Source organism: Dyella humi, from assembly GCF_044904605.1.
In the GTDB taxonomy this organism is placed as follows: Bacteria; Pseudomonadota; Gammaproteobacteria; order Xanthomonadales; family Rhodanobacteraceae; genus Dyella_B; species Dyella_B humi.
The window spans coordinates 1,251,572-1,276,981 of sequence record NZ_JADIKI010000022.1; the positions used below are offsets into that span (position 1 = coordinate 1,251,572).

The window sequence follows — 25,410 nt, forward strand, 5'->3', positions numbered from 1 at the left end:
CTTCAACGCTTTCCGCCGGCCCGGCACGGCATGCTTTCGACACGCTGCAGCGAGGCATGCTCGATGATCCACGATCCCGCGCTTTTCGTCCTGATGTACATCGTGATGCCGCTATGGCTTGCCGCCGGCTTTATCGATTGGCTATGCCATCGCGCCACGCATATCGAGGTGACCAGCGGCGCACGGGAATCGCTGATTCATTTGCTGATGTTTGCAGAGGTAGGCATTCCGTTGCTGGCTGCGCTGTTCCTTCAAGTGAATGCCGGCATCATTTCGCTAATGATTTTGGCGTTCTTCATTCACGACCTCACGGCGCTGTGGGACGTGAGCTATGCCGTGACCGCGCGTTGGGTCAGCCCGATCGAGCAGCACGTGCACAGCTTTCTGGAAATGGTGCCGTTGATGGCGCTGCTGCTGGTGATCTCGCGGCACTGGGGACAGTTTCTGGCGCTGTTCGGGTTTGGAGAGGAGCAGCCTTCGTACCAACTGGTCTGGAAGCAGGAGCCGTTACCGGCAGGATATGTCGTTACGATTCTGGTGCTGATTGTTTTGCTGGAGTTGGCGCTGTATGCGGAGGAGTTGTGGCGGTGTGTGAGGAATAGGGAGGAGCGCAGTTTTTATTGAAGGTTGTTCTCGCCTCATCGTCATTCCGGTGAAGGCCGGAATCCAGTTAAACATGCTGTGCGAAGTACACGACATAAATAGGATATGTGTGCTTCGCACGACGTATTTAGACTGGATTCCGGCCTTCGCCGGAATGACGGAAGGGCACTGTTGGAGCTTTGTGTATTTCGACAACAGCCGGCCATGATCGATAATCAATCCTTCATTCGCCTGCAGGAGCACCCCATGAAATCCCGCGCCGCCGTAGCCTTTGCACCGGGCAAACCGCTGGAAATCGTCGAGATCGACGTCGCGCCACCTCGCGCAGGCGAAGTGCTGGTGCAGATCACGCACACCGGCGTATGCCACACAGATGCGTTCACGCTATCGGGCGATGACCCCGAAGGCATTTTCCCGGCGGTGCTGGGCCACGAGGGCGGCGGCATCGTGGTGGAAGTAGGCGAGGGCGTCACCACGCTCAAACCCGGCGATCACGTCATTCCGCTGTATACGGCCGAATGTGGCCAATGCAAATTCTGCCTCTCCGGCAAGACCAATCTCTGCCAGGCCGTGCGCGCCACTCAGGGCAAGGGGCTGATGCCGGACGGCAGCACGCGTTTCTCCTATCAGGGCAAGCCCATCTACCACTACATGGGCACCAGCACCTTCAGCGAATACACGGTGGTACCGGAAATTTCCCTGGCCAAGATCGATCCGCAGGCACCGCTGGACAAAGTGTGCCTGCTCGGCTGCGGCGTCACCACCGGCATCGGTGCCGTGCACAACACTGCAAAAGTAGAACCGGGCGCGACGGTGGCGGTATTCGGATTGGGCGGCATCGGCCTGGCCGTGATCCAGGGCGCAGTGCAAGCCAAGGCGGCGCGCATCATCGGCATCGACACCAATGCCGACAAATTCATACTGGCGCGCGAGATGGGCGCAACCCATTGCGTCAATCCCAAGGATTACGACAAACCCATCCAGGACGTGATCGTGGAGATGACCGATGGCGGCGTGGATTACAGCTTCGAGTGCATCGGCAATGTGGACGTGATGCGTGCGGCGCTTGAGTGCTGCCATAAGGGTTGGGGCGAAAGCGTAATCATCGGCGTGGCTGGCGCGGGTAAGGAAATCCGCACGCGTCCGTTCCAGCTCGTCACCGGTCGCGTGTGGCGCGGTAGCGCATTCGGCGGTGTGAAAGGGCGCAGCCAATTGCCGGGTATGGTGCAGCAGGCGATGCGCGGCGAGATACGGCTCGATCCGTTCATTACGCATCGCTTGCCGCTGGAGCGCATCAACGAAGCCTTCGATCTGATGCATGAAGGCAAATCGATCCGCACCGTCATCAACTTCTGAGAGCAGCATTATGGAGCGCATCGAACATCGCGCCTGCTTCGGTGGCTGGCAGGACGTCTATCGTCATCGTTCGCATGCGACGGATGGCGAGATGCGTTTTGCGATCTATCTTCCGCCGCAGGCCAAGGAACAGAAAGTACCGGTGCTGTATTGGCTTTCCGGGCTTACCTGCACCGAGCAGAACTTCATCACCAAGGCCGGTGCGCAGCGTTATGCTGCCGAGCAGGGTGTGGCGCTGGTGGCCTGCGACACTAGCCCGCGCGGCGAAGACGTTGCGGACGATGCGGCCTACGACCTGGGACAGGGCGCGGGGTTTTATCTCAACGCCATCACGTCGCCGTGGTCGCGGCATTACCGCATGTACGACTACGTGGCGCATGAACTGCCTGCGTTGATCGAGGAACATTTTCAGGTAACGGACAAGCGCGCAATCAGCGGTCACTCCATGGGCGGTCATGGCGCGCTGATCGTTGCGTTGAAGAACTCTGGCCGTTACTGCAGCGTATCGGCGTTTTCGCCCATCGTCGCGCCGTCGCGCGTGCCCTGGGGCGAAAAGGCGTTTTCCACCTATCTGGGTAGCGATCGCGAAACCTGGCGCGCCTACGACGCCATCGAGCTCCTGAAAACGTCCAACGAAAAGATCCCACTGCTGATCGAGCAAGGCGACGCCGACGAATTCCTGCATACCCAGCTCAAGCCGGAACTGCTCAAAGCGGCTGCCGATGCTGCTGGCCATCCGATCGAGTTGCGCATGCGGTCTGGCTACGACCACAGCTACTACTTCATTGCCAGTTTCATCGGCGAGCACGTGGCGTATCACGCGGCGGCCCTGCGATCGCCGTAGCACTTGCCACGACGCCGAAAACCCGCGCTCGGCGTCCTTTCTACACATACTTTTCACATTGCTGGGGCGCAACAAGCTGCGCTGGAAAACCGATGGCGTCGGTGTATGCTGGCGTCGCGATCCGGTTAGAAGAAGTAAATCGAAGGATCGTGTCAGTTCAAGCGTCCTGATGGAAATTGGCCTACCGCTTGTTCCGAGCCTTCATGAAAACAGCCGACTCGATCGCTCCTTCAACGAGCCAGTTGGATACCGCTTTCCTGAAGCGATTCGCTGTCGTGCAAAACGCCTGCATGACATTCGCCGCGCTGATCGCCGTGGCGATCCTGCTGGCCTGGCTCTTCAAGGACCTGCGCGCGGGCTATCCGGGTGGCTGGTATCTGATGAAGTTCGATACCGCTACGGGCATGTTGCTGAGCGCAGTAAGTCTCGCCTTGCTATCCGTCGATTCGTCGCCGGCGCGCGGCTGGGGCGGCCGTGCGGCAGCCTTTCTGGTGCTGTTGCTTGCCGTGGTGGCGCTGTATGAGCATGCCAGTGGGCGCCTTACCGGATTCGACACACTGATCGTTACCGATACCACCAGCGACGAGCCGGGGCTGATGTCGGTGCAGACCGCGGTCTATCTGTTGCTGATGGCGTTGAGCCTGCTTGTCGCCACTGTGCCTCATCGGCTGTCTGGCACAACGGTCGTGGTGTTGAGCGTGCTGCTCGCTTTGCACGCGCTGATTATTTTCTCTGGCTACTGCTTCGGCGCGGTGCAGCTGTTTGGGCAGAACCTGTCCACGCGCACCGCACCGCATACACTGGCATGCATGATGCTGCTGGCAGTGGCATTGATCGGCTGGCGTACGCAACGGGGTTATTTCCCCGCGTTAGCGGGGGCGGGACTGGGCAGCCGGCTGGCGCGCAAGGTGTTGCCTTTTGCGCTGCTGCTGCCGTTCGTACTGATGCTGGGCAGCACGCTTGTGGCTAGCGCTGGGTGGCTGTCTCCGCCGGTGGCGGTCGGCTTGACGGTGGCTGTGATGGCGGCGGCGCTGGGTGCGCTGGTGTCGCTGATGGGACGGCGCATCAACACGCTGGAAAAGCATCTACGCGAACTGTCGTTGACCGACGAGCTGACAGGCGTACTCAATCACCGCGGCTTCGAGTTGCTCGGCGAGCAAGCGTTCCGCGAAGCGCAGCGGAGCCAGGTCGCGCTGACACTGCTGGTTTTCAACGTCGAAGGCGTTAAGGAAATCAGTGAAACCTACGGGCAGGCCGCGGGATCGCAATTGATCCAGGACATGGCGCGCATGCTGCGTGAGAGCTTCGAGCCAGCGGATATCGTTGCTCGTACCGAGAGCGATGAATTTACCGTGATCACCAAGGACGAGAATACCCGCGGCGTGATTGCGCTAATGCGCATTGGCGAAGCGATGGAGGCGCTGAATGCCGCAGGCTGCCCCTATAAGGCGCGTTTCAGTGTTGGCGAGGCCACCAGCAGTCCGGATTCCAGCGATTCGTTTCGTGACCTGGTTGAGCGGGCCATCTTTGTGCGGCGCGAGCGCAGACGCGTGGAACGCGTTTTCAGCAATGAGCCCGAACGTGAAGTCAGCGGAGCGAAGCCTTCGTTCAACGAACAGTAGCGGCATTTCCACGATACTTTTTCGTAAGGTCATTCGAAACGCGGCACGTTACACTTCGAGACTCCCGAAAACATGATCGAGGGAGTGCCATGCAATTCGAAGGCGGATGCTATTGCGGCTCGGTGCGCTACACGGCGGAAGGTGAGCCCATGTTGAAAGGGCAATGCCATTGCCGCGAATGCCAGTACATCAGCGGCGGCGCTCCGCATATGTTTCTGCTGATGCCTGCTGACGGGTTTCGCTATACGCAGGGCACACCGAAAAGCTACTCGCGCGCCGACCTGGAGCATCGCGTCACGCGCGAGTTCTGCCCCGAGTGCGGCACCCACCTCATCACGCGGCGCCCGGATATGCCTGCGGTGATCCTGAAAGTGGGAACGCTCGATGATCCCCGCCTTTTCGGCGCCCCGCAGATAGCCATCTTCACCTGCGACAAACAGCCATTCCATCAGATTCCAGAGGGCATGCCGGCGTTCGAGCGGATGCCGGCACGCTGACTGTCGCGAATCGCTCCCTTTTTTGGGTACAGGTATCTACATATCTTGGAGGCAAGCTTGGTCTTGCCTGATCGTCATTCCGGCGAAGGCCGGAATCCAGTTCAAATATGCGTCCGAAAGGACACAACACCTGATTTTGAGTACTTCGCACCGTATTGAAACTGGATTCCGGCCTTCGCCGGAATGACGACTGGGCAATTTGAGGGCCTAAAATAATTGTGTAGTTACCCATGTCCTTCGGAGAAAGGCTGAGCTGGACCAATTCCACGGCAAGCTCGCCACACATGCATACCATGTAGCCCAAAGGTCAACTTACCCCCACCAGCCGCACTCGCTACCATGCCTCGATGTCCGTCGGAACAGGTCACGATGCAATGCAAGACAACCGTATTGCGGCAACCATGCGTGTGAAGCAGCGCACTTTCGCAGCAGCGATCACTCTCTCGCTCGGTCTTGCAACTACCGCACATGCGGACGACGAAGCACGCTGGCGCAGCGAGGCACAGGCTGTCACCATTACCCGCGACGATTGGGGCATCGCCCACGTACATGGCAAGACCGATGCCGATGCCGTGTTCGGCATGGCCTATGCGCAGGCCGAGGATGATTTCAATCGCGTTGAAACCAACTATCTCAATTCGCTGGGACGTCTTGCCGAAGCTGAAGGTGAATCCGCGATCTGGAGCGATTTGCGCCAGAAGCTGTTCATCGATCCGGCCGAACTGCAGCGGCAGTACGCGAAAAGCCCAGCATGGCTGCAGGCATTGATGAATGCCTGGGCCGATGGATTGAACGACTACCTCGCCAAGCATCCGCAAGTGCATCCACGCGTGATCCAGCATTTCGAACCGTGGATGGCGCTGAGTTTCAGCGAAGGCAGCATCGGCGGCGATATCGAGCGCGTGTCGATTAAGGAGCTGCAGGCGTTTTACGGCCATGACGGTGAAGCTGTCGCGATCGTCGAAACGCCATCGAGCTGGGCCGAGCCCTCCGGTTCGAACGGCATCGCCATTGCGCCCAAGCTCACCACGAATGGCCATGCGCTGCTGCTGATCAACCCGCACACCTCATTCTATTTCCGCTCCGAATTGCAGATGAGCAGCGATGCCGGCCTCGATGCCTACGGCGCGGTGACCTGGGGGCAGTTCTTCATTTACCAGGGCTTCAACCCGCACATCGGCTGGATGCATACCTCCACCACCGCCGATGCCGTCGACGAGTTCGCCGAAACCATCGTGCACAAGGACAACAAGCTGTTCTATCGCTATGGCAGTGAACTGCGTCCGGTATCTACGCGTCGGATCACTGTGCCGTATCGCAAGACCGATGGCTCGATAGCCGAGCGCACGTTCACTGCCTATTTCACGCATCATGGCCCAATCGTGCGCGAGAAGGACGGAAAGTGGATCGCCATTGCGCTGATGAACAAGCCGCTGGAAGCGCTGGAACAAAGCTGGTTGCGCACCAAGGCCACCGATTACGCCGGCTACATGAAGGTGGCCGAACTTCAAGCCAATTCATCGAACAACACCATCTTCGCGGACGACAAAGGCGAGATCGCCTATCTGCATCCGCAATTCATTCCGAAGCGCAATGATCGCTTCGACTACACCAAGCCGGTTGATGGCAGCGATCCCGCCACGGATTGGAAAGGCCTGCACGCGCTCAACGAGCTGCCGCACCTTCTCAATCCAGCCAACGGCTGGATCATGAACACCAACGACTGGCCTTATTCCGCCGCCGGCCCGTACAGTCCCAAGCGCGAGAATTATCCGCGCTATATGGATACCGTTGGCGAAAACCCACGCGGCGTACATGCCACCATGCTGTTGACTGGCAAGCAGGGCTTCACCATGGAATCGTTGATCAGCACCGCATTCGATTCTTATCTGCCGGAATTCGCGCGCCAGCTTCCGATCCTTGTACACGACTACGACGCGCTACCGGCCAGCGATCCGCTCAAGCAGAAGCTCGCCGGCCAAATCGCCATGCTGCGCAACTGGGACTATCGCTGGGGCATCGCCTCCATGCCTACCACGCTCGCAGTGTTCTGGGGTGACATCTTATGGGACAAGATGGACAAGGCCGATAACGCCGAAGGCTTGTCGATGTACGACCGCATGGCGGAAAAAGCCGGCGCGAAAGCACGCCTCGAAGCACTTGTCGAAGCCTCTGATCGCCTGCAAAAAGATTTCGGCAGCTGGGGCACGCCCTGGGGCGAAGTGAATCGCTTCCAGCGCCTTACCAGCGACATCGTGCAACCCTTCAACGACAGCAAACCCAGCATCCCCGTGCCTTTCACCTCATCGCGTTGGGGCTCGCTCGCCTCATTCGGTGCCCACCGCTGGCCCGGTACCAAGCGCTACTACGGTACCAGCGGCAACAGCTTCGTGGCCGTCGTGGAGTTCGGCGACAAGGTTCACGCCCGCGCCATCACCGCTGGCGGCGAAAGCGGCCATACGGATTCGCCGCATTTCAAGGATGAAGCGGAGCGTTATACGACGGGAAATCTCCGGCAGGTTTATTTCTGGCCGGAGGAGTTGAAAGGGCATGTGGAGCAGGTTTATCACCCGGGCATGTGACGGACTTTCTCTCTCTGATTGGCACCCGACGTGTCTGCTTGTGTTCGCCGCGAGATGTCGCAACAAAACAAAGTCGTTTCACCCAATCCGATTGCATATTTATTCCAGGAGATCACCCGTCGTGCCGCATTATTCCGGTCCATTGCTCACACGCCCCACAGCCGAGGCCATGTTGGCCGCACGCGATGCTGGTACGCGCGAATGGGCCGGCTCGCTGGACCTCGGTCGCTCGAATGGCGTCGCGTTGCTGGGGACGGACACTTGGCAGTGGAAGGACTGTAGTTATCCATATCCCCACAAACTGAAAGAACGCACGATCTATTACTGGGACGGCGACGAGTTCGCATCGGTGTCGCGCTTTTCCGGCTCGCTGATCAAGCTGGTGCCGACGGAGTGGGGTGCGCCTACCTTCGAGATCGACGGCATCAAGATGCTGCCCACTGCGAAGGAATCGCCGGTAGCGGACGCACGTCGCAAGGTGGCGTTGGTTGAGCCGCGCGGTAAGGTGTTGCTCGATACTTGCGGTGGTCTGGGTTACTTCGCTGCCTGCTGTTTGGAGACTGGCGTAGCGCGCATCTGCTCATTCGAGAAGAATCCAGACGTGTTGTGGTTACGCACGCTCAACCCTTGGTCGCCGGATCCGGACGATCCCGCCAGCGGCGGTCGCCTTGAGCTCACTCATGCCGATGTTGTGTCGGCGATTGCGCAAATCGAAGACGCCTCGGTGGATGCACTGCTGCACGATCCACCGCGTTTCGGCATTGCCGGCGAACTCTACTCGCAGGCGTTCTACGATCAGCTTGCGCGCGTGCTTCGCCGTGGCGGGCGCTTATTCCACTACACCGGCAGTCCCAACAAACTCACCAGCGATCGAGACGTTCCGCGCGAAGTGGCGAAACGTCTGGAGAAGGCGGGTTTCAAAGCGCAGCTGGCGCTAGACGGTGTGTTGGCGATACGACGCTAATGGTTTTGTCCAGGCCACCGAAAACGCGCGAAACGATTTGCATGATGAATTCTTTGTTCGAGGTAACGGTTCAGACGAGCATCGCGCCGAGAGTCGTTACGCAGATCACCAGGCAGGCAGCGAACAGGCTGTGCAGCATCAGGGTTTCGAATTTCATGGCGGTTCTCCGTGAGCGGTTGATTGAGGCTTTCGAGATAGGAATGGCAAGACCTGTGCCAAGCGCTCACACCTCCGGAAAGCCGCATTCCAGAGCCATTTTTCGATAATTGGAAAAAACAGAGCGAGTGTCCGCGGACGGTTGTCCGCGTTGTACGGACAGTCAGCAGATGGATTCGTGATCGATGTTGTGTCTCAGCAGGTTGGTGCTGCCAGCTCACTCTTCTCGAACATAGGCGCGATTGGGAAACGTTTGTTCAATCGCCTCGAGGAATGCCTTGACCTTTGCACCAATCAGCCGACGAGAATTGCGCAGCGCCCAGACTTGAACGGGTGGAGCCGCATCCACACCCCATTGCACGAGGCGCCCCGCGGCAACGTCATCCTCGACCAGGAGTTTCGGGAGAAGGGCTGCACCCGCTCCAGCCAATACGGCGTCCCTGACCATCAACAGCGAAGAAAGCCGAAGCGTGGGCTCGGGTTTCAACGCGTGCTCTGTTCCATCGGCGCTGGTGAACCGCCAAATGGTATCGCTCGGGGTTTGCGAACGAACCACGGCGGGTACGGATAATTCTGCGACTTCGCGTTGAGAAAGCGATGGCCTGGTCATGCCGGGAGCGGCCACGACGAGTCGTTGATCATCGAGGATGCGCCGTCCCACCAGGCGTTCGTCGACCGATGGATTCACACGGATCACCAAGTCGTAGCCGTCCTCGACCGGATCGACATTGCGGTCTTCTGCCACGATTTCCAACTGCACTTCAGGATAAGCAAGCGCAAAACGGGCGCTGACGCGACTGAGCGCGACATGCGCAAGCACAATGGGTGCGCTGACGCGAAGCCGGCCTTGCGGAGTGGTGGCACCCAAGCGCACGGCTTCCTCGGCCTCTGTGATTTCAGATAGCGGACCATGCGTACGCTCGTAAAGCACACGCCCCTCATCCGTCAGGCGCAGACTCTGCGTACCGCGTTCGATGAGCCTTACCCCAAGGCTTTGCTCGAGTTCGGCAACGCGTCGTGACAGCGTTGCCTTCGAACGTCCCGAAATTCGGCTCGCGCGACCAAAGCCGCCATGCGTGGCCACCAGCGAGAAGTCGGTCAAGGCCTGCAGATCCATGGGTGTTCCATTTTTGGGACAAGATGTCTAAATCATGGCGACTTCCTATCTGAAATAAAACACCTATCGTGTCTTCACCGCGGATCACCGCGAATTTTCAACCGATGAGGAGACTCGACATGGCTATTTTGGTAACGGGCAGTACGGGTGTGGTGGGTTCCCAGGTCCTGGCCCATCTGGGTGGCAAAAAGGGTGTAGAGGTCCGGGCGCTGACCCGATCACCGGACAAGGCGCAATTGCCTGCCGGAGTCAAAGCAGTGCAGGGCGATCTGGCCGACGTGGACTCGTTCCGCAAAGCACTGGATGGCGTCAGCACGCTCTTCCTGCTGGTGCCCAACGTCGCCGATGAACTGACGCAGGCCATGCAGGCGCTGACGCTGGCTCACGAGGCCGGTGTCAAAGGCATCGTTTACCTGTCCGTGTTCAAGGGCGACGCTTATGCCGACGCGCCACACTTTGCCAGCAAGAACACGGTGGAACAGATGATTGAGGCCCTGGATCTGCCGGCGACGATCCTGCGTCCCGCGTACTTCATCCAGAACGACCTTCGCCAAAAGGATCTGCTGCTCAATGCCGGCGTCTATGGCATGCCCATCGGGCAGAAGGGCATCTCCATGGTGGACGTGCGTGACATTGGCGAGGCTGCGGCATTAGAGCTGCTGCGCCGCGAACAGGCTGCTTTCCCGTTACCTCGCGAAACCTACGCCCTGGTGGGTCCGGATATCATCACCGCACGTGAAGTGAGCGCAATCTGGAGCGAGGCTTTGGATCGCCCCATTAATCATGCCGGCGATGATCTGCAGCGATTCGAGGGGCTGCTTAAGACCATGATGCCCGCATGGTTGGCGCTGGATATGCGAGTCATGTTTGGTCGCTATCAAAGCGACGGCGCGATTGCCACCGCGGACGATGTGTCGCGCTTGTCGCAACTGCTCGGTCGCAAACCGAGGTCTTACCGCGATTTCGCGCGCGATGCGGCGGCTCAATGGCGTGCACAATAAAGCACGTCCTTGAGGGCCCTTATTGAGAATTTCATAACTCGTGATATGGGCTCCGCAGTGATCTTCACCTGTCATCCCAGCTTTCGCTGGGATGACGAGCAAAAGGGCAGGGTGCGCTGAGGTTCAACACCAACCATGGCAACCTTCCCCAGACAGCAGTAAGCGAAAGCCCGGATCATCGGGTCCCAGCTTTCGCCTGCACGACGAACAAGATTCGGTGCTGGATCTATTCCGTCGAGTCGAGAGTTTTAGCCGCGATCAATCTCGCCGATCGCTTGATCTTAGCGTGCAGGCATGGGTGCGATAGCTTGCCTACCGGCCTCCATCAGCACTCCCCCGCGATAGATGGAATCATGATCCGGCTCATTCCACACATACCAAAATATGCCATCTAGGCGTCCCTGCCGAAAAAGGTGAAGGAAGTAAGTGCGCATCTCCGCGACAGAACGGGCGCGGGTCTGATCGTCGCCGGAGGATTTGGCGGTACTGGAAAATCCCCATTCCGTAAGCCAGTAGGGCTTCGTATTTCCTGGCGGAAAAATCGATTTATCCAACATGGCGATCCGCTGCGCAGCGGCGGTTTTGTCTCCCGGATTCACTTCCGGGGGATAGTCGTGGACTCCATAGCCGTCAACGAGTTTGTCGAGCCCATGGGCTCGAAGATACGCATAGGTAGCCGGAATGGAGACGCCATCGACCTGCAGTTTTTGCTGCCACGATCCGCCGGTCACGGCAGCCATTCCGGCCGAAATGATGGGTGTGTGCTGGTTTAGCTTGGAATGATCGCGCACCTCCTTCAAGACAGCCAAAACCTTCAAATACTGCAGGAATCCTTGAGCAACCTGCTTTGCTTCTGGATCTTGGGAGAGATCCTCCAGGGTGAAGGACTTGCCTTGGCCGGGTATCGGGAAGTCCCCGTTGAAATCGGCCCAATTGATCTCATTGCCCAACTCCACTCCCGTCAACACGACTCCTTTTGCGTCCAGTTTGTCGAAGATCGTTTGGAAGTAGGCACGGGAGCGCTCAGGATCGGCATAGGACAGAGGCGTGGCGCTTCTAAAATGCCGCGTCGTGTCGGCAGGGCGCAGCGGAGCATTGGGAGAGAACTGGATGCTCGACACAAGAACCAGCCCGATCCCCTCGTCCTGGAGAGTCTTCGCCAGGTTCATGTTCTTGTCGTCCGGCCTGAGGGAGGTACGCACGAAACCGACGCCAGAGTGCTTTAATTGCCCCACGATCTCCTGCTGCTCTGCGGCGCTAAAATTTTGAAAGCTATTCACATTGACGCCAACGGGACACTCCGTCCCGTGCGCAAAACCCAGTGTCCATGTCATGGCCAAGACGAGGGCAAAAGGCGTTCTCCGGTAAGAACGGTTGATGACATAACGCACGCGGGTAATCCAATGGAGTAAAAAAGGAAAAAGATGGCACGGCACTGTTGGCATCGATATCTCCCTGATTCAGATGGCTGCTTAGACCCAATGGTTCTACCAGCGTTTCGGTCCATGCAAAATGTTGTTTGTGGTCAGTTTGGCAACGCAGGCACCGACTCGTGTCGATTTAGCTGTCAGTCGTTCGTTGCATGGATGGAAGAGTACGCCGCTGAGGTGTACGACACCCGGAACCGGCAGGAGCACGCATGCCGCGGAACATGGACAGCGATTATCCGCGTTGGCAGCCCTGATCGAGCCCTTTCAACTTAGACGGAATAACTTGCCATGAACAACACTATCCGAACAGCTTCTCGGCGGCTTGCCGCCAGCTCGGTTGCCATCTTGCTTGGTGCGTATTGCGCAATGTCTCACGCTGCCGACTCTTCCGCACCACCTGCAATGCCACCCATGACTGCACCGCCCGCTGGCGTGTACCAAATCGATAAGGCCCACGCGAGTCTGCAACTTCGTGTAAGCCACATGGGGTTCTCGACTTACACCACGCGATTTAGCCGCTTCGATGCAACATTGACGTTCGATCCAAACAACATACCTGCATCCAAGCTCGTAGCTACTGTCGATACGGCGTCGTTGGAAATGGATGCGGCACCGAAGATGTGTACGGATATTGTGAAAGGACCCCAGTTCCTTGACACAAAAAAGTTTCCCAAGATCGTCTTTCGCTCGGAAAAAATTCGAATGACCGGCGCCAAATCGTTTGAAATCTCGGGCACCCTGGATTTGCACGGTGTCACGCGCCCACTGATTCTAACCGGCACTTACAACGGTGGGTATCCAGGAATGTCCATGGACCCACACGCTCGCATCGGATTCTCCGCGCATGGGGCCTTCAAGCGCTCAGATTTCGGTATGGGATATGGCGTGCCCGCTCCGGGCACAACGATGGGCGTGGGTGACTTGATCGACGTGTCTATTGAGGCCGAGTTCTCTGGTCCGCCGTTGGCGACTGCTGCCGGCAAATCACACTAACGCCAGTTATAAAAGGACGTTCACCAATATATTGCGTGATTCCGTCACGCGGCACAACGACTGAGGTCCGTTGTGCCACGTGTTGGTGCGGTTATCGTCTCGCCGACTCAAGGGTTCTTTCGCGAGTATTCGCCGCGAAAAGCGGTGGACCAGGTGTTGCCGTTGTCGGCTGATTTCTCCCACACCTGATCCACTCTGTCTGGCCCGATCCGGATTATCTGGACGCGATTGAGCACCGATGCTCCATCGGGCCCGATGCTGGGGCCTGAGAACGTCAAGCCATCCGGTGATGCTTTTCCGTCCTGAAATGTATGCACACGTCCCTCGTTGTCCACAAACATACCGTGCCAATGTTTGTCGTCCGCACTGTACGCAAAGATGTTTTCGCCACGATGCCCGCGACCGCCGTCCCAGCGCTCGATCACCACGCATTTGTCCAGCGTCAGGGAAACATTGCTGGACGCGTTGGCCCCTGCGCCGTGTCCTCCGATAGCCCAGCTGCCGACCCAAAAGTCGAGTTGGCGGCTTTCTGCAGCGGTAGCGCAAGACGATGCTGTCGATGCACCAAAGGCTTGTGGGGTGAGCGCCATGCATGCGCCCGCTATGGAAACCAGAACAAGATGCCGTAGCTGCTGGGTCATGATTGCGTTGCTCCACCGTTCGATGTGACCCAGCATGGTCGTTGCGGCACTTGCAGACTATCGATACAGTGACAATAAATGTCGAATGAGCGACAAACGGTGATTGTCGATCGCGTGGAGAATAGTGCCGACGCGATAGTTACGCTTACGCGTGATTACCCTGCCGGGCATACCATTCCGCTGCATCTTCATGATCGCGACCAGTTGGTTTACGCATCACGCGGTGTGATGACTGTTCGCACCACTAGCGGCACGTGGGTGGTACCGACTCATCGAGGCGTCTGGATACCGAAGGGCATTCCGCACACGATAACCATGTCAGGCATCGTGGCCATGCGGACGCTTTATCTAAAACCCAGGCTTGCGAAAACCTTGCCACGTGAGTGCTGCGTCATAAACGTGTCGCCGCTGCTGCAAGAGCTCATTTTTTACGCGTGCACGTTCAGCTCACTGCAGACGAAGGTCCGCGCACAGCGTCATGTGATCGACATCATCATTGATCAGCTGCAAATCATTCAGATGGTGCCCCTGCAACTTCCTCATTTGACCGACCCACGAGCACTCCGCGTTACCGAAACGCTGCTGGCAGAACCCGGTTACCACCAGTCGCTCGATCAAGTCTGTAGAGCAAGCGGCGCCAGTCGAAGAACGATAGAGCGACTTTTTCTGGACGAAACGGGGATGACCTTCGGCAAATGGAGGCAACAGCTTCGATTGATGCACGCCTTGCGCCTTCTCGGCGAAGGATCGAAGGTGACTCATGTTGCCCTGGAAGCAGGTTACAGCACCCCTAGCGCATTTATTGCAGCCTTCCGCTCTGCACTGGGAACCACACCTACGCTGTATTTTGGAAAGCCGGCGATGAGTGCCACTTTACGAGGGTGTTAGGCCCTTATGAGGCATATCGAATCATGTGGCGATGGCTTCATTGTCAGATGATGAAGCATGTCTATTTCTGAAGGTTCCGATCGTCTAAAGGATAAGCTCACTTTGAGCCTTAATCCTGAAATGGAGATTGGCCTTATGTCTTCGAAACAGCCTCTTGAGCCTGAAGTTCAAACACTTATGAGCGGTATCGCCATGGGTGAGTCACCGCGTTGGCATCAGGGTCGCCTATGGTTTGCCGACTGGGGAACCCAGCAAGTCGTCGCCGTCGATGCGTTGGGGAACAGCGAAGTGATGGTCGAAACCCATCTTGATCTTCCTTTTTCCATCGACTGGCTACCTGACGGGCGCCTTCTTATCGTGGCAGGGCGGGCCAGTCTGATATTGCGCAAAGAGGTAGACGGTATGGTAGTGACTCATGCCGATTTACGCAGTATCTCTGATATGGGCTGGAACGAAATCGTCGTAGACAGGAATGGACGCGCTTACGTCAACGGAGGGCCTGGTGTCATCGCTGTCGTGAATCCGGATGGATCCGTGCGACAAGTGGCCGACAACATCGCTTTCCCTAACGGAATGGCCATTACCCAGGATGGCAAGACGTTGATCATCGCCGAGTCTCATGGGAGACGGCTCACCGCTTTCAACATCGAAGGTGATGGAAGCCTATCCCATCGACGTGTGTGGGCCGATTTGGGAGAGGGATGTCCCGACGGCATCTGCGTCGACGCTGACGACGCTGTCTGGTATGGGGATGTGCCTAATAAGCGCTGCGTGCGCGTGCTCGAAGGTGGAGAAGTGGTCCAAACCATTGCGCTTGACCGTGGCTGCTTTGCTTGCATGCTGGGAGGAGCAGAAGGTAAGACCCTATTCCTGGTAGCAACCGAGTGGCGCGGCATGGAAAACGCTTCCGCAGTCGCGTCCGCACGAACCGGGAAGATATTGACCGCCGAAGCACCCGCTGCGGCTGCGGGACGGCCCTGAGTACAGGCCACTCGTCAACGCATGTATCAAGCACAGCCATTTACGTATCGCGCCCCTGTCTTTCTCAAAAAAGGCGCCACCACTTGGATATCGACAATTCGCCCACATCGCTCTTCTGAACATCCTGAAATGAACATCCTTAAAGGAGACGCGATCATGACCCAGTCCGATACCCTCTCTTCCCGCCCCGTCAAACAGCCTGGTCCGGACCATCCCATCACCATCGCGCGCAATCCGCAGCGTGTCGTGGTGAAGGCAGGTGGCCGTACCGTGGTTGACACTCGCCACGCGCTTACGTTGCAGGAGGCGAACTATCCAGCCGTGCACTATATTCCACGCGCCGACGTTGACATGACGTTGCTGGAACGCACCGATCACGCCACCTACTGCCCATACAAAGGTGACTGTTCGTATTACAGCATTCCTGCCGGTGGCGACCGCGCGACGAACGCCGTGTGGTCGTACGAAAACCCATATGACGCCGTTGCTGCGATCAAGGACTACGTGGCTTTTTATCCGGATCGAGTCGACGCGATCGAGCTGACCGATTGACCGGTATTGTCGATGGCGATGGGCGTCGATTTCTTCCGATATCGTTCGTCATATAGATCAGAGGGCCTTCCTCTGCCACCGAGACCAAGCCATGCCCCATACCATTCGTCTTCACCGCATACTCCGTTCTACCCCCGAACGCGTCTACCGCGCCTTTCTAGATGCGGACGCCATGGCCAAGTGGCTACCGCCGAACGGGTTTACCGGCAAGGTCCATGAGTTGGACGCCAGGGTAGGTGGACGCTACAAGATGACGTTCACCAACTTCACCACGGGCGAAAACCATGCGTTTGGTGGGGAGTACCTGGAGCTGGTGCCGCATGAGCGCATTCGCTACACCGACACGTTCGATGATCCGAACCTGCCCGGGGTGATTCAGACGACAATTTCATTGCGTGCGGTGGCATGCGGCACGGAATTGAACGTGGAGCAGGCAGGCGTGCCCGAGGCCATTCCGGCCGAAATGTGCTACCTGGGTTGGCAGCAATCCTTGCTGTTGTTGGCGAATCTGGTCGAGGCCGAAATCCGTCAATAAGAAAAACGCACCGGTCGGCAGGCCGGTGCGTTTCTTTGCGGTGCGCGATGAGCGGCTGATGCATGCAGTTCAGTGGCCGAGGAAACTCTTGCCTTGTTTGAGCACGACGTCACAGGCCTTGGTGGTGATCTTCGATTTCAGGTCGCTGTTGCCGCCGCCGACGTCGGAGAGGTTGGTGGTCTTGCCGTTACTGCCTTTGAGAATGCCGCCCAGGCCGCTTTGGTAGTCGGTGTTGCTGGATCCACCCTGGGTTTTGCCCAGCAGCTTGCCGGCCAGGCCGGAGGCGCCGGAGTCGCCGCCCAAGTAATTGTTCTTGACGCAGTACTGCAGCAAGCCGGCCACGTTGCCCATGCTGCCGGAGCTCATGGAACCGCTGCTGCCGCCGAGCACGCCGCCCAGTTTTCCTCCGAGATTGCCGAGATCCTGCGCGGTGGCCGTGCCACAGGCCAGGGCAAGCACCAGGGCTGTCGCGGCCATGGCCGCGGTTGTTGCCATTGCGTTCTTGTGCGTCTTCATGATCCTTCCTCCTTTTGGGTGTGCCGATTCAACACGGAAGCTTGTTAGAAGTATGTCAGCGTGTCGCTCGATAACCCTGCCAATGGAATGAACGGGTTCAGTGAATCGATGCCTTGAGCGCCTTGGCGGCTTCGCCGGCGATATCGTCCTGGATCGTCAGCGTGTCGTCCCGGCGTCGATTATAGGTCTGCAATCGTTCCGTGAACCACAGGGGCGTCCACATGATTCGCCGTCGTCAAGCGATTGCAAATGCGAGGGCAGCGGTGAAGAAGTAAGGCAACGGGCACATGTATGTGCCGGTTTTTTGCAGCCGCCGACACCCCTGTAACGCTATATCGGGTCTAATTCGCGCAGGTGATAAAAAAGGCATGCGATATGCAGAAATCCGCCGAGACTGCGCAAACGGTCATCAAAACCCAGCTCACCGGCTACGACCTCGTCAACAAGCCCATGTTGAACAAGGGCATGGCCTTTACCGAGCGCGAGCGCAACGTGTTTCGCCTGCATGGCTTGCTGCCGCCGCATGTCGGCACCATCGAGGAGCAGGCCGATCGGCGGTTGAAAATTCTGCGCGCCTTCAGCACTGATTTCGAGCGTTATGCGTTTCTGCGCGATCTGCAGGACACCAACGAAACGCTGTTCTACCACGTGCTGGTGCATCACTTGGAAGAACTGCTGCCGCTGGTCTACACGCCGACGGTGGGGGAGGGCTGTCAGCATTTCAGCGAGATCTGGCGCAAGCCACGCGGATTGTTTCTGAGCTATCCCAACAAGCATCGCATGCGCGAGATCCTGGCCGATCCGCGTTTCGACCACGTGCGCGTGATCGTGGTGAGCGACGGTGAGCGCATTCTGGGCCTCGGCGACCAGGGCGCGGGCGGCATGGGCATTCCCATCGGCAAGCTCTCGCTGTACACCGGTTGTGCCGGCATCCATCCCGAACTCACGCTGCCAATTCTGCTGGACGTGGGCACCAATAATCGCGAGCGCCTGACCAATCCGCTTTATATCGGCTGGCGGCACGAGCGCATCGTGGGTACCGAGTACGACGAGTTCGTGGAGGAATTCGTCAACGCCGTGATCGAGCGTTGGCCGAACGTGTTGCTGCAGTGGGAAGATTTCGCGGGCACGAACGCAGGCCGCCTGCTGCAGAAATATCGCGATCGCCTGTGCACGTTCAACGACGACATCCAGGGCACCGCGGCCATCGCCGCCGGCACCTTGCTTGCCGCCATCAACGTCACCGGCATCAGTTTGACGGAGCAGCGCATTGCCGTGCTCGGCGCCGGTTCGGCCGGTTGCGGCATTTCTTCTTTGCTGCTGCGCGCCATGGTGGATGCCGGCTTGAGCGAAGCGCAGGCACGTAAGGCGTTCTATCTCGTCGACCGTAACGGGTTGCTGGTGGAGGGCATGGAAGGCGTCACGTCGGCGCAGGCGCCGTTCGTGCAATCGCGCGAAACCGTGGCAGGGTGGGGCGATGCATCGAACCATATCGGGCTGCTCGAAGTGATGCAGCGTGCCAAGCCCACTGTATTGATCGGTGTTTCAGGGCAGGCCGGTGCGTTTACGGAACCGGTGGTGCGCGCGATGGCGCAGAACGTGGAGCGTCCAGTGATTTTTCCACTTTCCAATCCGACCTCGCGCAGCGAGGCCACGCCGCAGCAACTGGTTGAGTGGACGGAAGGGCGCGTGCTGATCGGCACCGGAAGCCCATTCGCGTCGGTCCAGTGGAAGGGCAGCGCCATCCATGTTGATCAGACCAACAACTCCTATGTTTTCCCCGGCGTTGGTTTGGGTGTATTGGCGACCGGTGCGAGGCGCGTGACGGATGCCATGTTCATGGTCGCGGCCAAGGCAGTGGCGGCCATGTCGCCCACAGTGAAGGACAAAACAGCAACACTGCTACCGCCGGTAGATCAATTGCGCGATGTTTCCATGGCTGTGGCAAAGGTCGTTGCACGACAGGCGCAGGAGGACGGCGTGGCAGAGCGTTGTGATGACGCGATTATCGACGAGCGTATTCGGGCGATCGTGTGGGAGCCAAAATATTTGCCTTATGAGCTTGCTGAGTAAAGCGCCTCAGCGATGAACCAGCTAATCAGGTAAAAAGTTAATTCTGGAAAAGAAAAAGCGCCGGCGATGCCATGGATCGCCGGCGCCATTGGCCGGATTAACGTGCCCGCATGGATTAACCGCGAGAATCGTCGTGCATATCACTCCTGTGCCCCCACACATTGAAAACGCAGATATGTGCCATCGCTACGTTTCAACTCGACAAATCGCCGAAGAACTTGGTATGCAGCTTTAATTCTAGGATTTATCGGTAAGCCATCACCATCTCCGGAGAGGACAAAGCTCTGGTGCAATCAGGCCACTGTTTATGGCAGGCATCGCATTAATTTGCGGATATGTTTTTGCTGTTGCATATCGGCCGGCCAAGACATTTCATTGGCCCAATTTGGACAGTGAGTCACTGGCCATAATCGCTTAACTTATTTCAAACAGCGCGACTTTTTCCCCTTGGCGAGCCCTCAGCAGCCGAGGCGGTTTTTTGCTGGGAAAAATCAAGTTTTTCGACGTCCTAGGGGATTTGTTTCATGAAAGATCAACAGCGTAAATGGCTGTGCGTGCTTATTTGCAGTTCGTTGGCAGGCACGCTTGGGCATGCCGATACCGTACTGGCGCAGACGACATCGTCCGATGCAAATCAGGCATCCGCGGCACCGGATGTACAACAGAAACCGCTGCAAGTGATCAAGGTTACCGGTTCGCTGATTCGCAGTGTGGACATTGAACAGGCGCAGCCCGTCGTAACCATTACCTCTTCGGATATCCAGCGCCAAGGGTTCGCTACGGTGGGGCAGTTTCTACAGAACCTCACTGCGGCTTCCACACCGGACGTCAGCAAATCCGAACCCTTCGAAGCCGGTCCCGACGTTGGCGGCAGTTCCATCGATCTGCGCGGACTAGGCGCGTCGCGCACACTGGTCCTGATCGACGGTAAGCGCATGGGAACGTCGTACATGGGCATGGCCAACCTCGACACCATTCCGGTATCGATCATCGACCACATCGACGTATTGGCCGACGGCGCGTCGGCGGTGTATGGCTCGGACGCGATCGGCGGCGTGGTCAACATCATTACCAAGAAGGATTTCAACGGCGCCCAGATCGACACGTATGAAGGCAAATTCATGCCGCACGGCGATGGTTCGCAGGGCCAGTACGGTGTGACGTTCGGCAAAAGCAGTTCGCGTGGTTCGATCCTGTTCTCGGCGCAGTATCAGAACCAGGATGCGATCGACGCCAACCGTCGTCCTTACAGCGCCTATCCGCTGACCGACAAGTTTCCGTTGAACGGCCTGTCTACCATGGGCGCCAGCGGTGAGTACTACAACCCGGACGGTACTGTTTCCGTGCTCAATGCGGGCGGCGATCCGCGCAACATCAACGACTATCACTTGCAGGTGCAGCCCACCTATGCGTCCAACGGAAGAGTGACCAACGCAGGCGATACCTACAACTATAGCAATCAGATGTCGTTGCAGAGCGCAACGAACATGAAGAACCTGTTCCTGCAGGGACAGTACAACCTCTCCGACAACCTCTCCGCCAATTTCAGCGCGGCCTTCAACCAGGACCGCAATACCAGCGAACTCGGCGGTTTTCCGCTCTCTACCTCCAGTCTCGTTTCTCTGGCGCAGCCGCAGTACAACAACTTGATGCTGTCGGCGCAGAGTTACTACAACCCGACCAACGCGGACGGGCAGACGCCGACTGACCTGGCCTTCCAGCGTTATGTGCAGGAACTGCCGCGCCTGAACATCAACAAATCTGAGAACTTCCGTTTCAGCGCAGGGTTGGAAGGCTATTTCAACCTGGGCGAGCACCAGTTCAGCTGGGACGCCTACTACTACGACACACGTTACGCCGGCACGATCATGGACACCGGCAACTTCTACCTGCCGCATCTGGCGAACGCGCTGGGGCCTTCGTTCATGGCTTCCAACGGCACGGTGGAATGCGGTACGCCAGGCAATGTCATTGCCGGCTGCGTGCCGCTCAACGCGTTGGCCGGTCCCGGCGGTTACACCGCGGACATGCTCAAATACATCGCCGTCGACACGTATGAGCGTTACGGCAGTTCGGAGAAAGGTCCGCAGGTCGACGTGAGCGGCGAAGTGCTGACGCTGCCGGCAGGCGGCGTGAACGTGGCCTTGGGCGCCTCGCATCGCTCCGTTTCGGGCTACGACACACCGGATACGCCTTCGATGCAGGGCCTTACCACCAACCTCGCCGGTCAGCCGACAAGTGGCGGTTATGGTGTGAACGAAGCCTATGCCGAAGTCAACGTGCCGCTCTTGAAGGATATGCCGTTTGCGCAGTCGTTGAGCGTGGACGTTGCCAGCCGCTTCTCGCACTACACCAACTTCGGTAACACGCATAACAACCAATACAAGATCAGCTGGAAGCCGATCGACGACTTGCTGGTTCGCGCGAGCTACGGTTCCGGTTTCCGTGCGCCGACCGTGGGCGACTTGTATGGCGGTGTGACGACCACTTATGCCGGTTATGTCGATCCGTGCGACGTTACCTATGGCTTGGCCCGCTACAACGCCAAGGTCGCCAAGAATTGCGCCAACGGCATCGGCGGACAACCTGCGCTGAGCCAGGACGCCTTGAATGCGGCAGGCCTGGGAAGCCTGTACACGAATGGATTCATGCAGGAGCAGGCACCCAATGCGCTGGTGACTTCGCCGGGCGGCTCGCCGGTGTACGCACCGTTCACCCAGGGCGGAAATCCAAGGCTTCGTCCGGAAACGTCCAAGAGCGCGCAGCTCGGACTCGTTTACAGCCCAAGCTATTTGCCAGGCTTCAACGCCTCGGTCGACTGGTTCAGCTACAAGGTGCGCAACGTCATTTCGTACATCTCGCCGAACGAGGTGCTGTACAACTGCTACGCGCTTGCCATCGCCAAGGATTGCGGCTTGTTCCAGCGCACGGCCGCCGACCAGTATCAGGTGAGCGGGCTGTTCATGGGCGAGGAAAATCAGGGCTACATGAGCGCCGCCGGCTACGACGTGAACCTGTCGTACACATTGCCGAAGTTTTCGTTCGGCGAGTTCAAGCTGACCTCCCAGTCCACGTACTACACGCGCAACGATTATCAGCAGTATTCCGGCACGCCGGTGACCTCAGTCAACGGCACCGGTTCCTCCTGGCGCCTACGTTCCAACTTCACCATCAACTGGGATTACCACAATTTCGGCGCGCAGTGGACGCTACGTTATTACTCGCCGCTCAAGGATTCCTGCTACAACCCGCAGTATTCGGCGTTCGCATGCACATTGCCGAATTACTACCAGCCGGGCGTCGGTGTCTCGCCGATGACGCAGATTCCGTCGGTGACGTTCAACGACGCACAGGTGCACTGGAAGTCACCTTGGGGCGGCGTCATTGCGCTGGGTGTGAACAACATCTTCAATCGCGTGGGACCGTATTTCTACGGTTCATCGGGTAGCGATAGCGCTTATTCGTACAACGCCTCGTACGACTATGGACGGTTCGTGTATCTGCGTTATTCGCAGAAGTTTTGATGCGCGAACCGCATATCGCCCGATCGCTGAATTTTCTCGTTTAATTTCAACTACACCGATTCGTCGCCCCGGCGAAAGCCGGGGTCCAGTGACGTTGACTGACATCCAAGTCGCTGGGTCCCGGCCTCGCCGGGACGACGAACATTTAGGCATTTTCGCAAATCGGGCAAAATTTTCCCCCGACAACAATGCGCTTTCGCGCGAATGACAAGAGGCACGCATGCGCGCGGTTTCCGAGGCTGCCTTATCGATCAAGACCGCCTCGAAATCACGCATCACTCCACGGCCGACGCGGTTGCGCCGCCGCCAAATGCAGCCGGTTGTTGATACCTTTCACGCCCTCGACGCCGTCCACGCATTGCTCGACGCGATGTCTCAGCATGGCATCGGCAACTTCGCCCTCAATGGTGACCAAGCCGTTGCGTACGTGCAGCGAGATGTCGGGTGCTTCGATGTCTGCGCGGCCGTCTAGCGCTTCGTAGATTTCCTCGCGAATGCGCTCATCCGTGCGGTTCCCGTGCTGCGCAACGTGATGGCCAAAGCCTGGGATTTTTTCGGCGTTGCGGTCAACATAGCGGTCCGGTGAGGTCTCGAGGTCTTCCGCAGTGAGACGGAAGCCGAGGTCGGGGTCGTCGGGCTCGTAGGCCGAGCTGATGTCGTTCGGCGGTAGGTCCGCCAGCAGGTCGCTCTCCGTAGAGCCGCTGTATTGAGGGTTCTGCCATGCACCGTCTCCCGCCGGGTCGTAGTGCATGTGTGGCATGCCTTCCTCGTCGTGGTAAGTGGAGACTTCGTCGGCGTATTCGTTGTAACCGCCTTCGGGCAGCGTGAGACGCTCCACGCTGTAATTGGTTTCGTCGAAGCGCAACGGGCCCTGCGACGGTTCCCCCGGGTCGCGATAACTCAGGCGCTCGGTGCGTCGATCGGGATCGACGCTGCGAGGGCCGAAGCCGAGGCTGATGTCGCGTGAATCCACCGTGGTGCTGGCCACGGTGCGGTCCTGCGCCATCATGCGGTGATGGCCCGGGTGTGGGCGTGATTTCTTTGCTTCGCTGGATTTTCTTGTCATGAGTCACTCCGTTCGTTGTCTCATCGGCAAAAGCTACTGCGCACCGGAGTGGCGGGAGAGTGAATCGGAAGCTAGCCGAATGTAATGTTGGCTTGGCCGTTCATATGCGTGGAAGACCGCGTTTTTAGCGTAGAAGCAAGCACACACACGTTCGCTTGCTGCGCGCGTTGTCGCATGAGTGTTTGATGCAACGTTATGTGATGCGCGACAAATTTCCTGCGCACATCGCGCGCAAGAAGCACGCAAGCATCACACAAGCGATGGCATGTTCCCCTCTATGCACAGTTGCTAGACAGCACGATTTCGCCAGAGCAGTGCAAGCAAGAGGTAAAGGCATGAGCAGGAAACAGCGTAACCCGGATAGGGGCGCCATGAGCGTGCGCGAGGCCGGCCGAAAAGGCGGCGAGGCACGCAAGGAGCAGCTGGGGCCGAAAGGCTACTCGGAACTCGGCAAGAAAGGTGGCGCCGCACGCAAAGAGGAACTCGGTTCGGAAGGCTATTCGGCACTCGGCAAGCAGGGCGGCGAAGCCCGCAGGCAGGAGCTGGGGCGCGAAGGGTACGCTGAGCTGGGCAAGAAGGGCGGCATGCGCAGCCGCACATCGGCCGATCGCACGAAAGGATCGCAACATCCGCAACGGTGACGCGTGCGGTCAGGCACAGCGTACGCGAATTCACCATGCGCGTTCATCATGAATGGTTTATGGATGTGATTGTTGACTGAATCTGCACATCATTTCGATAAGCGGTATCGCAAGCTTCGCGAAGGCAGCGCGAGGATGACCGAGATGCCGCAAAGTCGACCGGCGTGGGAGTTCCCGTTAGCCCGCCCCCCAACCTTGCCGCCACCTTCCGGCACGTTGAAGGAACTGCGCGAGTTGGCATCGCGCTGCCACGATTGTCCGCTCTGGAAGCACGCGACGCAGACGGTTTTCGGCAAGGGTCCCGCGCACGCCACGCTGATGCTGGTGGGCGAACAGCCCGGCTTGCAGGAAGACACAGCAGGCGAGCCCTTCGTTGGACCCGCGGGCGCGCTGCTGGACCGTGCGTTGAAGGAAAGCGGGCTCGAACGCCGCGAGGTGTATCTCACCAACGCTGTCAAGCATTTCAAATACGAGCTGCGCGGCAAACACCCCTTGCACAAGCGCGCCAACGCGGCGGAGCAAGCCATCTGCCGGGAGTGGCTTGCGGCTGAGCTGCGTGAAGTGCGCCCGCAGCGGATTCTGGCGTTGGGCGTGATGGCGGCACAGGCGTTTTTCGGCACCACGTTCCAGCTCACCATGAGTCACGGGCGCTGGTTCAAACTGCCCGGCGGCATCGACGCGATGGCCACTTGGCATCCGTCATCGGTGCTGCGCTCGATCAATCGCGATACGCATGATCATCGGTATCAGCAGCTGGTGGATGATTTGCGGGCGTTTGTGGCGGGGCCTGTGAATGTTGGGGCGGCCTCGGGGAGAAGGGCGGGGTAA

At 58.4% G+C, this 25,410-nt stretch carries 23 protein-coding genes; 17 read left to right on the plus strand and 6 right to left on the minus strand.

Annotated features, from left to right (window positions below; translation table 11 throughout):
- Positions 1-63: 63 nt before the first annotated feature.
- From ISP18_RS10360 to ISP18_RS10390, 7 genes are all read left to right on the plus strand, one after another.
- Positions 64-624: a hypothetical protein gene (locus ISP18_RS10360; protein WP_380010475.1), complete on the plus strand. Its 561-nt coding sequence runs from the start codon at positions 64-66 to the stop codon at positions 622-624.
- Positions 625-849: 225 nt separating this feature from the next.
- Entirely contained in the window at positions 850-1,959 is a 1,110-nt protein-coding gene (locus ISP18_RS10365) for an S-(hydroxymethyl)glutathione dehydrogenase/class III alcohol dehydrogenase (RefSeq protein ID WP_380010478.1), read from the plus strand.
- Positions 1,960-1,969: 10 nt separating this feature from the next.
- Positions 1,970-2,803, plus strand: a complete 834-nt coding sequence (gene fghA / locus ISP18_RS10370; protein ID WP_380010481.1) for an S-formylglutathione hydrolase — start codon at positions 1,970-1,972, stop codon at positions 2,801-2,803.
- A gap of 203 nt (positions 2,804-3,006) precedes the next feature.
- A complete protein-coding gene (locus tag ISP18_RS10375) occupies positions 3,007-4,425 on the plus strand; it encodes a GGDEF domain-containing protein (protein ID WP_380010484.1) in 1,419 nt (472 codons plus the stop codon).
- 89 nt (positions 4,426-4,514) lie between these two features.
- Positions 4,515-4,922, plus strand: a complete 408-nt coding sequence (locus ISP18_RS10380) for a GFA family protein (RefSeq protein WP_380010487.1) — start codon at positions 4,515-4,517, stop codon at positions 4,920-4,922.
- 374 nt (positions 4,923-5,296) lie between these two features.
- Positions 5,297-7,504 carry a penicillin acylase family protein gene (locus ISP18_RS10385; RefSeq protein ID WP_380010490.1) on the plus strand — a complete coding sequence of 736 codons (2,208 nt, stop codon included), beginning with the start codon at positions 5,297-5,299 and terminating at the stop codon, positions 7,502-7,504.
- Between the two features lie 121 nt (positions 7,505-7,625).
- Positions 7,626-8,468: a class I SAM-dependent methyltransferase gene (locus ISP18_RS10390; protein ID WP_380010492.1), complete on the plus strand. Its 843-nt coding sequence runs from the start codon at positions 7,626-7,628 to the stop codon at positions 8,466-8,468.
- Between the two features lie 373 nt (positions 8,469-8,841).
- On the opposite strand, the gene ISP18_RS10395 is transcribed toward ISP18_RS10390, so the two are convergent.
- A complete protein-coding gene (locus tag ISP18_RS10395) occupies positions 8,842-9,741 on the minus strand; it encodes a LysR family transcriptional regulator (RefSeq protein ID WP_380010495.1) in 900 nt (299 codons plus the stop codon).
- 119 nt (positions 9,742-9,860) lie between these two features.
- Between ISP18_RS10395 and ISP18_RS10400 the strand changes: the two genes are divergently transcribed.
- Positions 9,861-10,742, plus strand: coding sequence for an NmrA/HSCARG family protein (locus tag ISP18_RS10400; RefSeq protein WP_380010498.1), 882 nt, complete (start codon positions 9,861-9,863; stop codon positions 10,740-10,742).
- 281 nt (positions 10,743-11,023) lie between these two features.
- On the opposite strand, the gene ISP18_RS10405 is transcribed toward ISP18_RS10400, so the two are convergent.
- Positions 11,024-12,187, minus strand: a complete 1,164-nt coding sequence (locus ISP18_RS10405; RefSeq protein WP_380010501.1) for a hypothetical protein — start codon at positions 12,185-12,187, stop codon at positions 11,024-11,026.
- A 273-nt stretch (positions 12,188-12,460) separates the two neighbouring features.
- Here ISP18_RS10405 and ISP18_RS10410 point away from each other — a divergent pair, with 273 nt between their 5' ends.
- Complete coding sequence (locus ISP18_RS10410) at positions 12,461-13,165, plus strand: YceI family protein (protein ID WP_380010504.1); 705 nt, start codon at positions 12,461-12,463, stop codon at positions 13,163-13,165.
- A 107-nt stretch (positions 13,166-13,272) separates the two neighbouring features.
- Here ISP18_RS10410 and ISP18_RS10415 read toward each other — a convergent pair whose 3' ends face one another.
- Positions 13,273-13,806: a hypothetical protein gene (locus tag ISP18_RS10415; protein ID WP_380010507.1), complete on the minus strand. Its 534-nt coding sequence runs from the start codon at positions 13,804-13,806 to the stop codon at positions 13,273-13,275.
- Positions 13,807-13,884: 78 nt separating this feature from the next.
- Between ISP18_RS10415 and ISP18_RS10420 the strand changes: the two genes are divergently transcribed.
- The 4 genes from ISP18_RS10420 (at position 13,885) to ISP18_RS10435 (ending at position 16,762) form a co-directional block, all read left to right on the plus strand.
- Entirely contained in the window at positions 13,885-14,694 is an 810-nt protein-coding gene (locus tag ISP18_RS10420) for an AraC family transcriptional regulator (protein ID WP_380010510.1), read from the plus strand.
- 57 nt (positions 14,695-14,751) lie between these two features.
- Positions 14,752-15,675 carry an SMP-30/gluconolactonase/LRE family protein gene (locus tag ISP18_RS10425; RefSeq protein WP_380010513.1) on the plus strand — a complete coding sequence of 308 codons (924 nt, stop codon included), beginning with the start codon at positions 14,752-14,754 and terminating at the stop codon, positions 15,673-15,675.
- A 156-nt stretch (positions 15,676-15,831) separates the two neighbouring features.
- Complete coding sequence (locus ISP18_RS10430; RefSeq protein WP_380010516.1) at positions 15,832-16,227, plus strand: DUF427 domain-containing protein; 396 nt, start codon at positions 15,832-15,834, stop codon at positions 16,225-16,227.
- Between the two features lie 91 nt (positions 16,228-16,318).
- On the plus strand, positions 16,319-16,762 hold the full coding sequence (locus ISP18_RS10435; protein WP_380010519.1) for an SRPBCC family protein: 444 nt from the start codon (positions 16,319-16,321) through the stop codon (positions 16,760-16,762).
- Between the two features lie 69 nt (positions 16,763-16,831).
- Here the strand turns inward: ISP18_RS10435 and ISP18_RS10440 are convergent, their stop codons facing one another.
- Together ISP18_RS10440 and ISP18_RS10445 are read right to left on the minus strand one after the other, a co-directional pair.
- A complete protein-coding gene (locus ISP18_RS10440; protein WP_380010522.1) occupies positions 16,832-17,278 on the minus strand; it encodes a DUF2501 domain-containing protein in 447 nt (148 codons plus the stop codon).
- 97 nt (positions 17,279-17,375) lie between these two features.
- Positions 17,376-17,501, minus strand: coding sequence for a hypothetical protein (locus tag ISP18_RS10445; RefSeq protein ID WP_380010525.1), 126 nt, complete (start codon positions 17,499-17,501; stop codon positions 17,376-17,378).
- Between the two features lie 152 nt (positions 17,502-17,653).
- On the opposite strand from ISP18_RS10445, the gene ISP18_RS10450 reads away from it, so the two are divergent.
- Both ISP18_RS10450 and ISP18_RS10455 read left to right on the plus strand, forming a co-directional pair.
- A complete protein-coding gene (locus ISP18_RS10450; protein ID WP_380010528.1) occupies positions 17,654-19,351 on the plus strand; it encodes an NAD-dependent malic enzyme in 1,698 nt (565 codons plus the stop codon).
- A 524-nt stretch (positions 19,352-19,875) separates the two neighbouring features.
- Positions 19,876-22,875, plus strand: coding sequence for a TonB-dependent receptor domain-containing protein (locus ISP18_RS10455; RefSeq protein WP_380010531.1), 3,000 nt, complete (start codon positions 19,876-19,878; stop codon positions 22,873-22,875).
- Positions 22,876-23,143: 268 nt separating this feature from the next.
- Here ISP18_RS10455 and ISP18_RS10460 read toward each other — a convergent pair whose 3' ends face one another.
- Complete coding sequence (locus ISP18_RS10460; protein WP_380010534.1) at positions 23,144-23,941, minus strand: BON domain-containing protein; 798 nt, start codon at positions 23,939-23,941, stop codon at positions 23,144-23,146.
- Between the two features lie 335 nt (positions 23,942-24,276).
- Between ISP18_RS10460 and ISP18_RS10465 the strand changes: the two genes are divergently transcribed.
- Entirely contained in the window at positions 24,277-24,582 is a 306-nt protein-coding gene (locus ISP18_RS10465) for a KGG domain-containing protein (RefSeq protein WP_380010537.1), read from the plus strand.
- A gap of 72 nt (positions 24,583-24,654) precedes the next feature.
- Positions 24,655-25,410: a UdgX family uracil-DNA binding protein gene (locus ISP18_RS10470; RefSeq protein ID WP_380010540.1), complete on the plus strand. Its 756-nt coding sequence runs from the start codon at positions 24,655-24,657 to the stop codon at positions 25,408-25,410.

Bases quoted from the DNA above. Each gene is read 5' to 3' on its own strand.
- ISP18_RS10440 (WP_380010522.1), bottom strand. From the start codon at position 17,278: ATGAAGACGCACAAGAACGCAATGGCAACAACCGCGGCCATGGCCGCG.
- ISP18_RS10455 (WP_380010531.1), top strand. From the start codon at position 19,876: ATGAAAGATCAACAGCGTAAATGGCTGTGCGTGCTTATTTGCAGTTCG.
- ISP18_RS10360 (WP_380010475.1), top strand. From the start codon at position 64: ATGATCCACGATCCCGCGCTTTTCGTCCTGATGTACATCGTGATGCCG.
- ISP18_RS10385 (WP_380010490.1), top strand. From the start codon at position 5,297: ATGCAAGACAACCGTATTGCGGCAACCATGCGTGTGAAGCAGCGCACT.
- ISP18_RS10375 (WP_380010484.1), top strand. From the start codon at position 3,007: ATGAAAACAGCCGACTCGATCGCTCCTTCAACGAGCCAGTTGGATACC.
- ISP18_RS10395 (WP_380010495.1), bottom strand. From the start codon at position 9,741: ATGGATCTGCAGGCCTTGACCGACTTCTCGCTGGTGGCCACGCATGGC.
- ISP18_RS10400 (WP_380010498.1), top strand. From the start codon at position 9,861: ATGGCTATTTTGGTAACGGGCAGTACGGGTGTGGTGGGTTCCCAGGTC.
- ISP18_RS10435 (WP_380010519.1), top strand. From the start codon at position 16,319: ATGCCCCATACCATTCGTCTTCACCGCATACTCCGTTCTACCCCCGAA.
- ISP18_RS10430 (WP_380010516.1), top strand. From the start codon at position 15,832: ATGACCCAGTCCGATACCCTCTCTTCCCGCCCCGTCAAACAGCCTGGT.
- fghA (WP_380010481.1), top strand. From the start codon at position 1,970: ATGGAGCGCATCGAACATCGCGCCTGCTTCGGTGGCTGGCAGGACGTC.
- ISP18_RS10465 (WP_380010537.1), top strand. From the start codon at position 24,277: ATGAGCAGGAAACAGCGTAACCCGGATAGGGGCGCCATGAGCGTGCGC.
- ISP18_RS10365 (WP_380010478.1), top strand. From the start codon at position 850: ATGAAATCCCGCGCCGCCGTAGCCTTTGCACCGGGCAAACCGCTGGAA.
- ISP18_RS10405 (WP_380010501.1), bottom strand. From the start codon at position 12,187: ATGCCAACAGTGCCGTGCCATCTTTTTCCTTTTTTACTCCATTGGATT.
- ISP18_RS10460 (WP_380010534.1), bottom strand. From the start codon at position 23,941: ATGACAAGAAAATCCAGCGAAGCAAAGAAATCACGCCCACACCCGGGC.
- ISP18_RS10425 (WP_380010513.1), top strand. From the start codon at position 14,752: ATGTCTATTTCTGAAGGTTCCGATCGTCTAAAGGATAAGCTCACTTTG.
- ISP18_RS10420 (WP_380010510.1), top strand. From the start codon at position 13,885: ATGTCGAATGAGCGACAAACGGTGATTGTCGATCGCGTGGAGAATAGT.
- ISP18_RS10445 (WP_380010525.1), bottom strand. From the start codon at position 17,501: ATGTGGACGCCCCTGTGGTTCACGGAACGATTGCAGACCTATAATCGA.
- ISP18_RS10380 (WP_380010487.1), top strand. From the start codon at position 4,515: ATGCAATTCGAAGGCGGATGCTATTGCGGCTCGGTGCGCTACACGGCG.
- ISP18_RS10415 (WP_380010507.1), bottom strand. From the start codon at position 13,806: ATGACCCAGCAGCTACGGCATCTTGTTCTGGTTTCCATAGCGGGCGCA.
- ISP18_RS10450 (WP_380010528.1), top strand. From the start codon at position 17,654: ATGCAGAAATCCGCCGAGACTGCGCAAACGGTCATCAAAACCCAGCTC.
- ISP18_RS10410 (WP_380010504.1), top strand. From the start codon at position 12,461: ATGAACAACACTATCCGAACAGCTTCTCGGCGGCTTGCCGCCAGCTCG.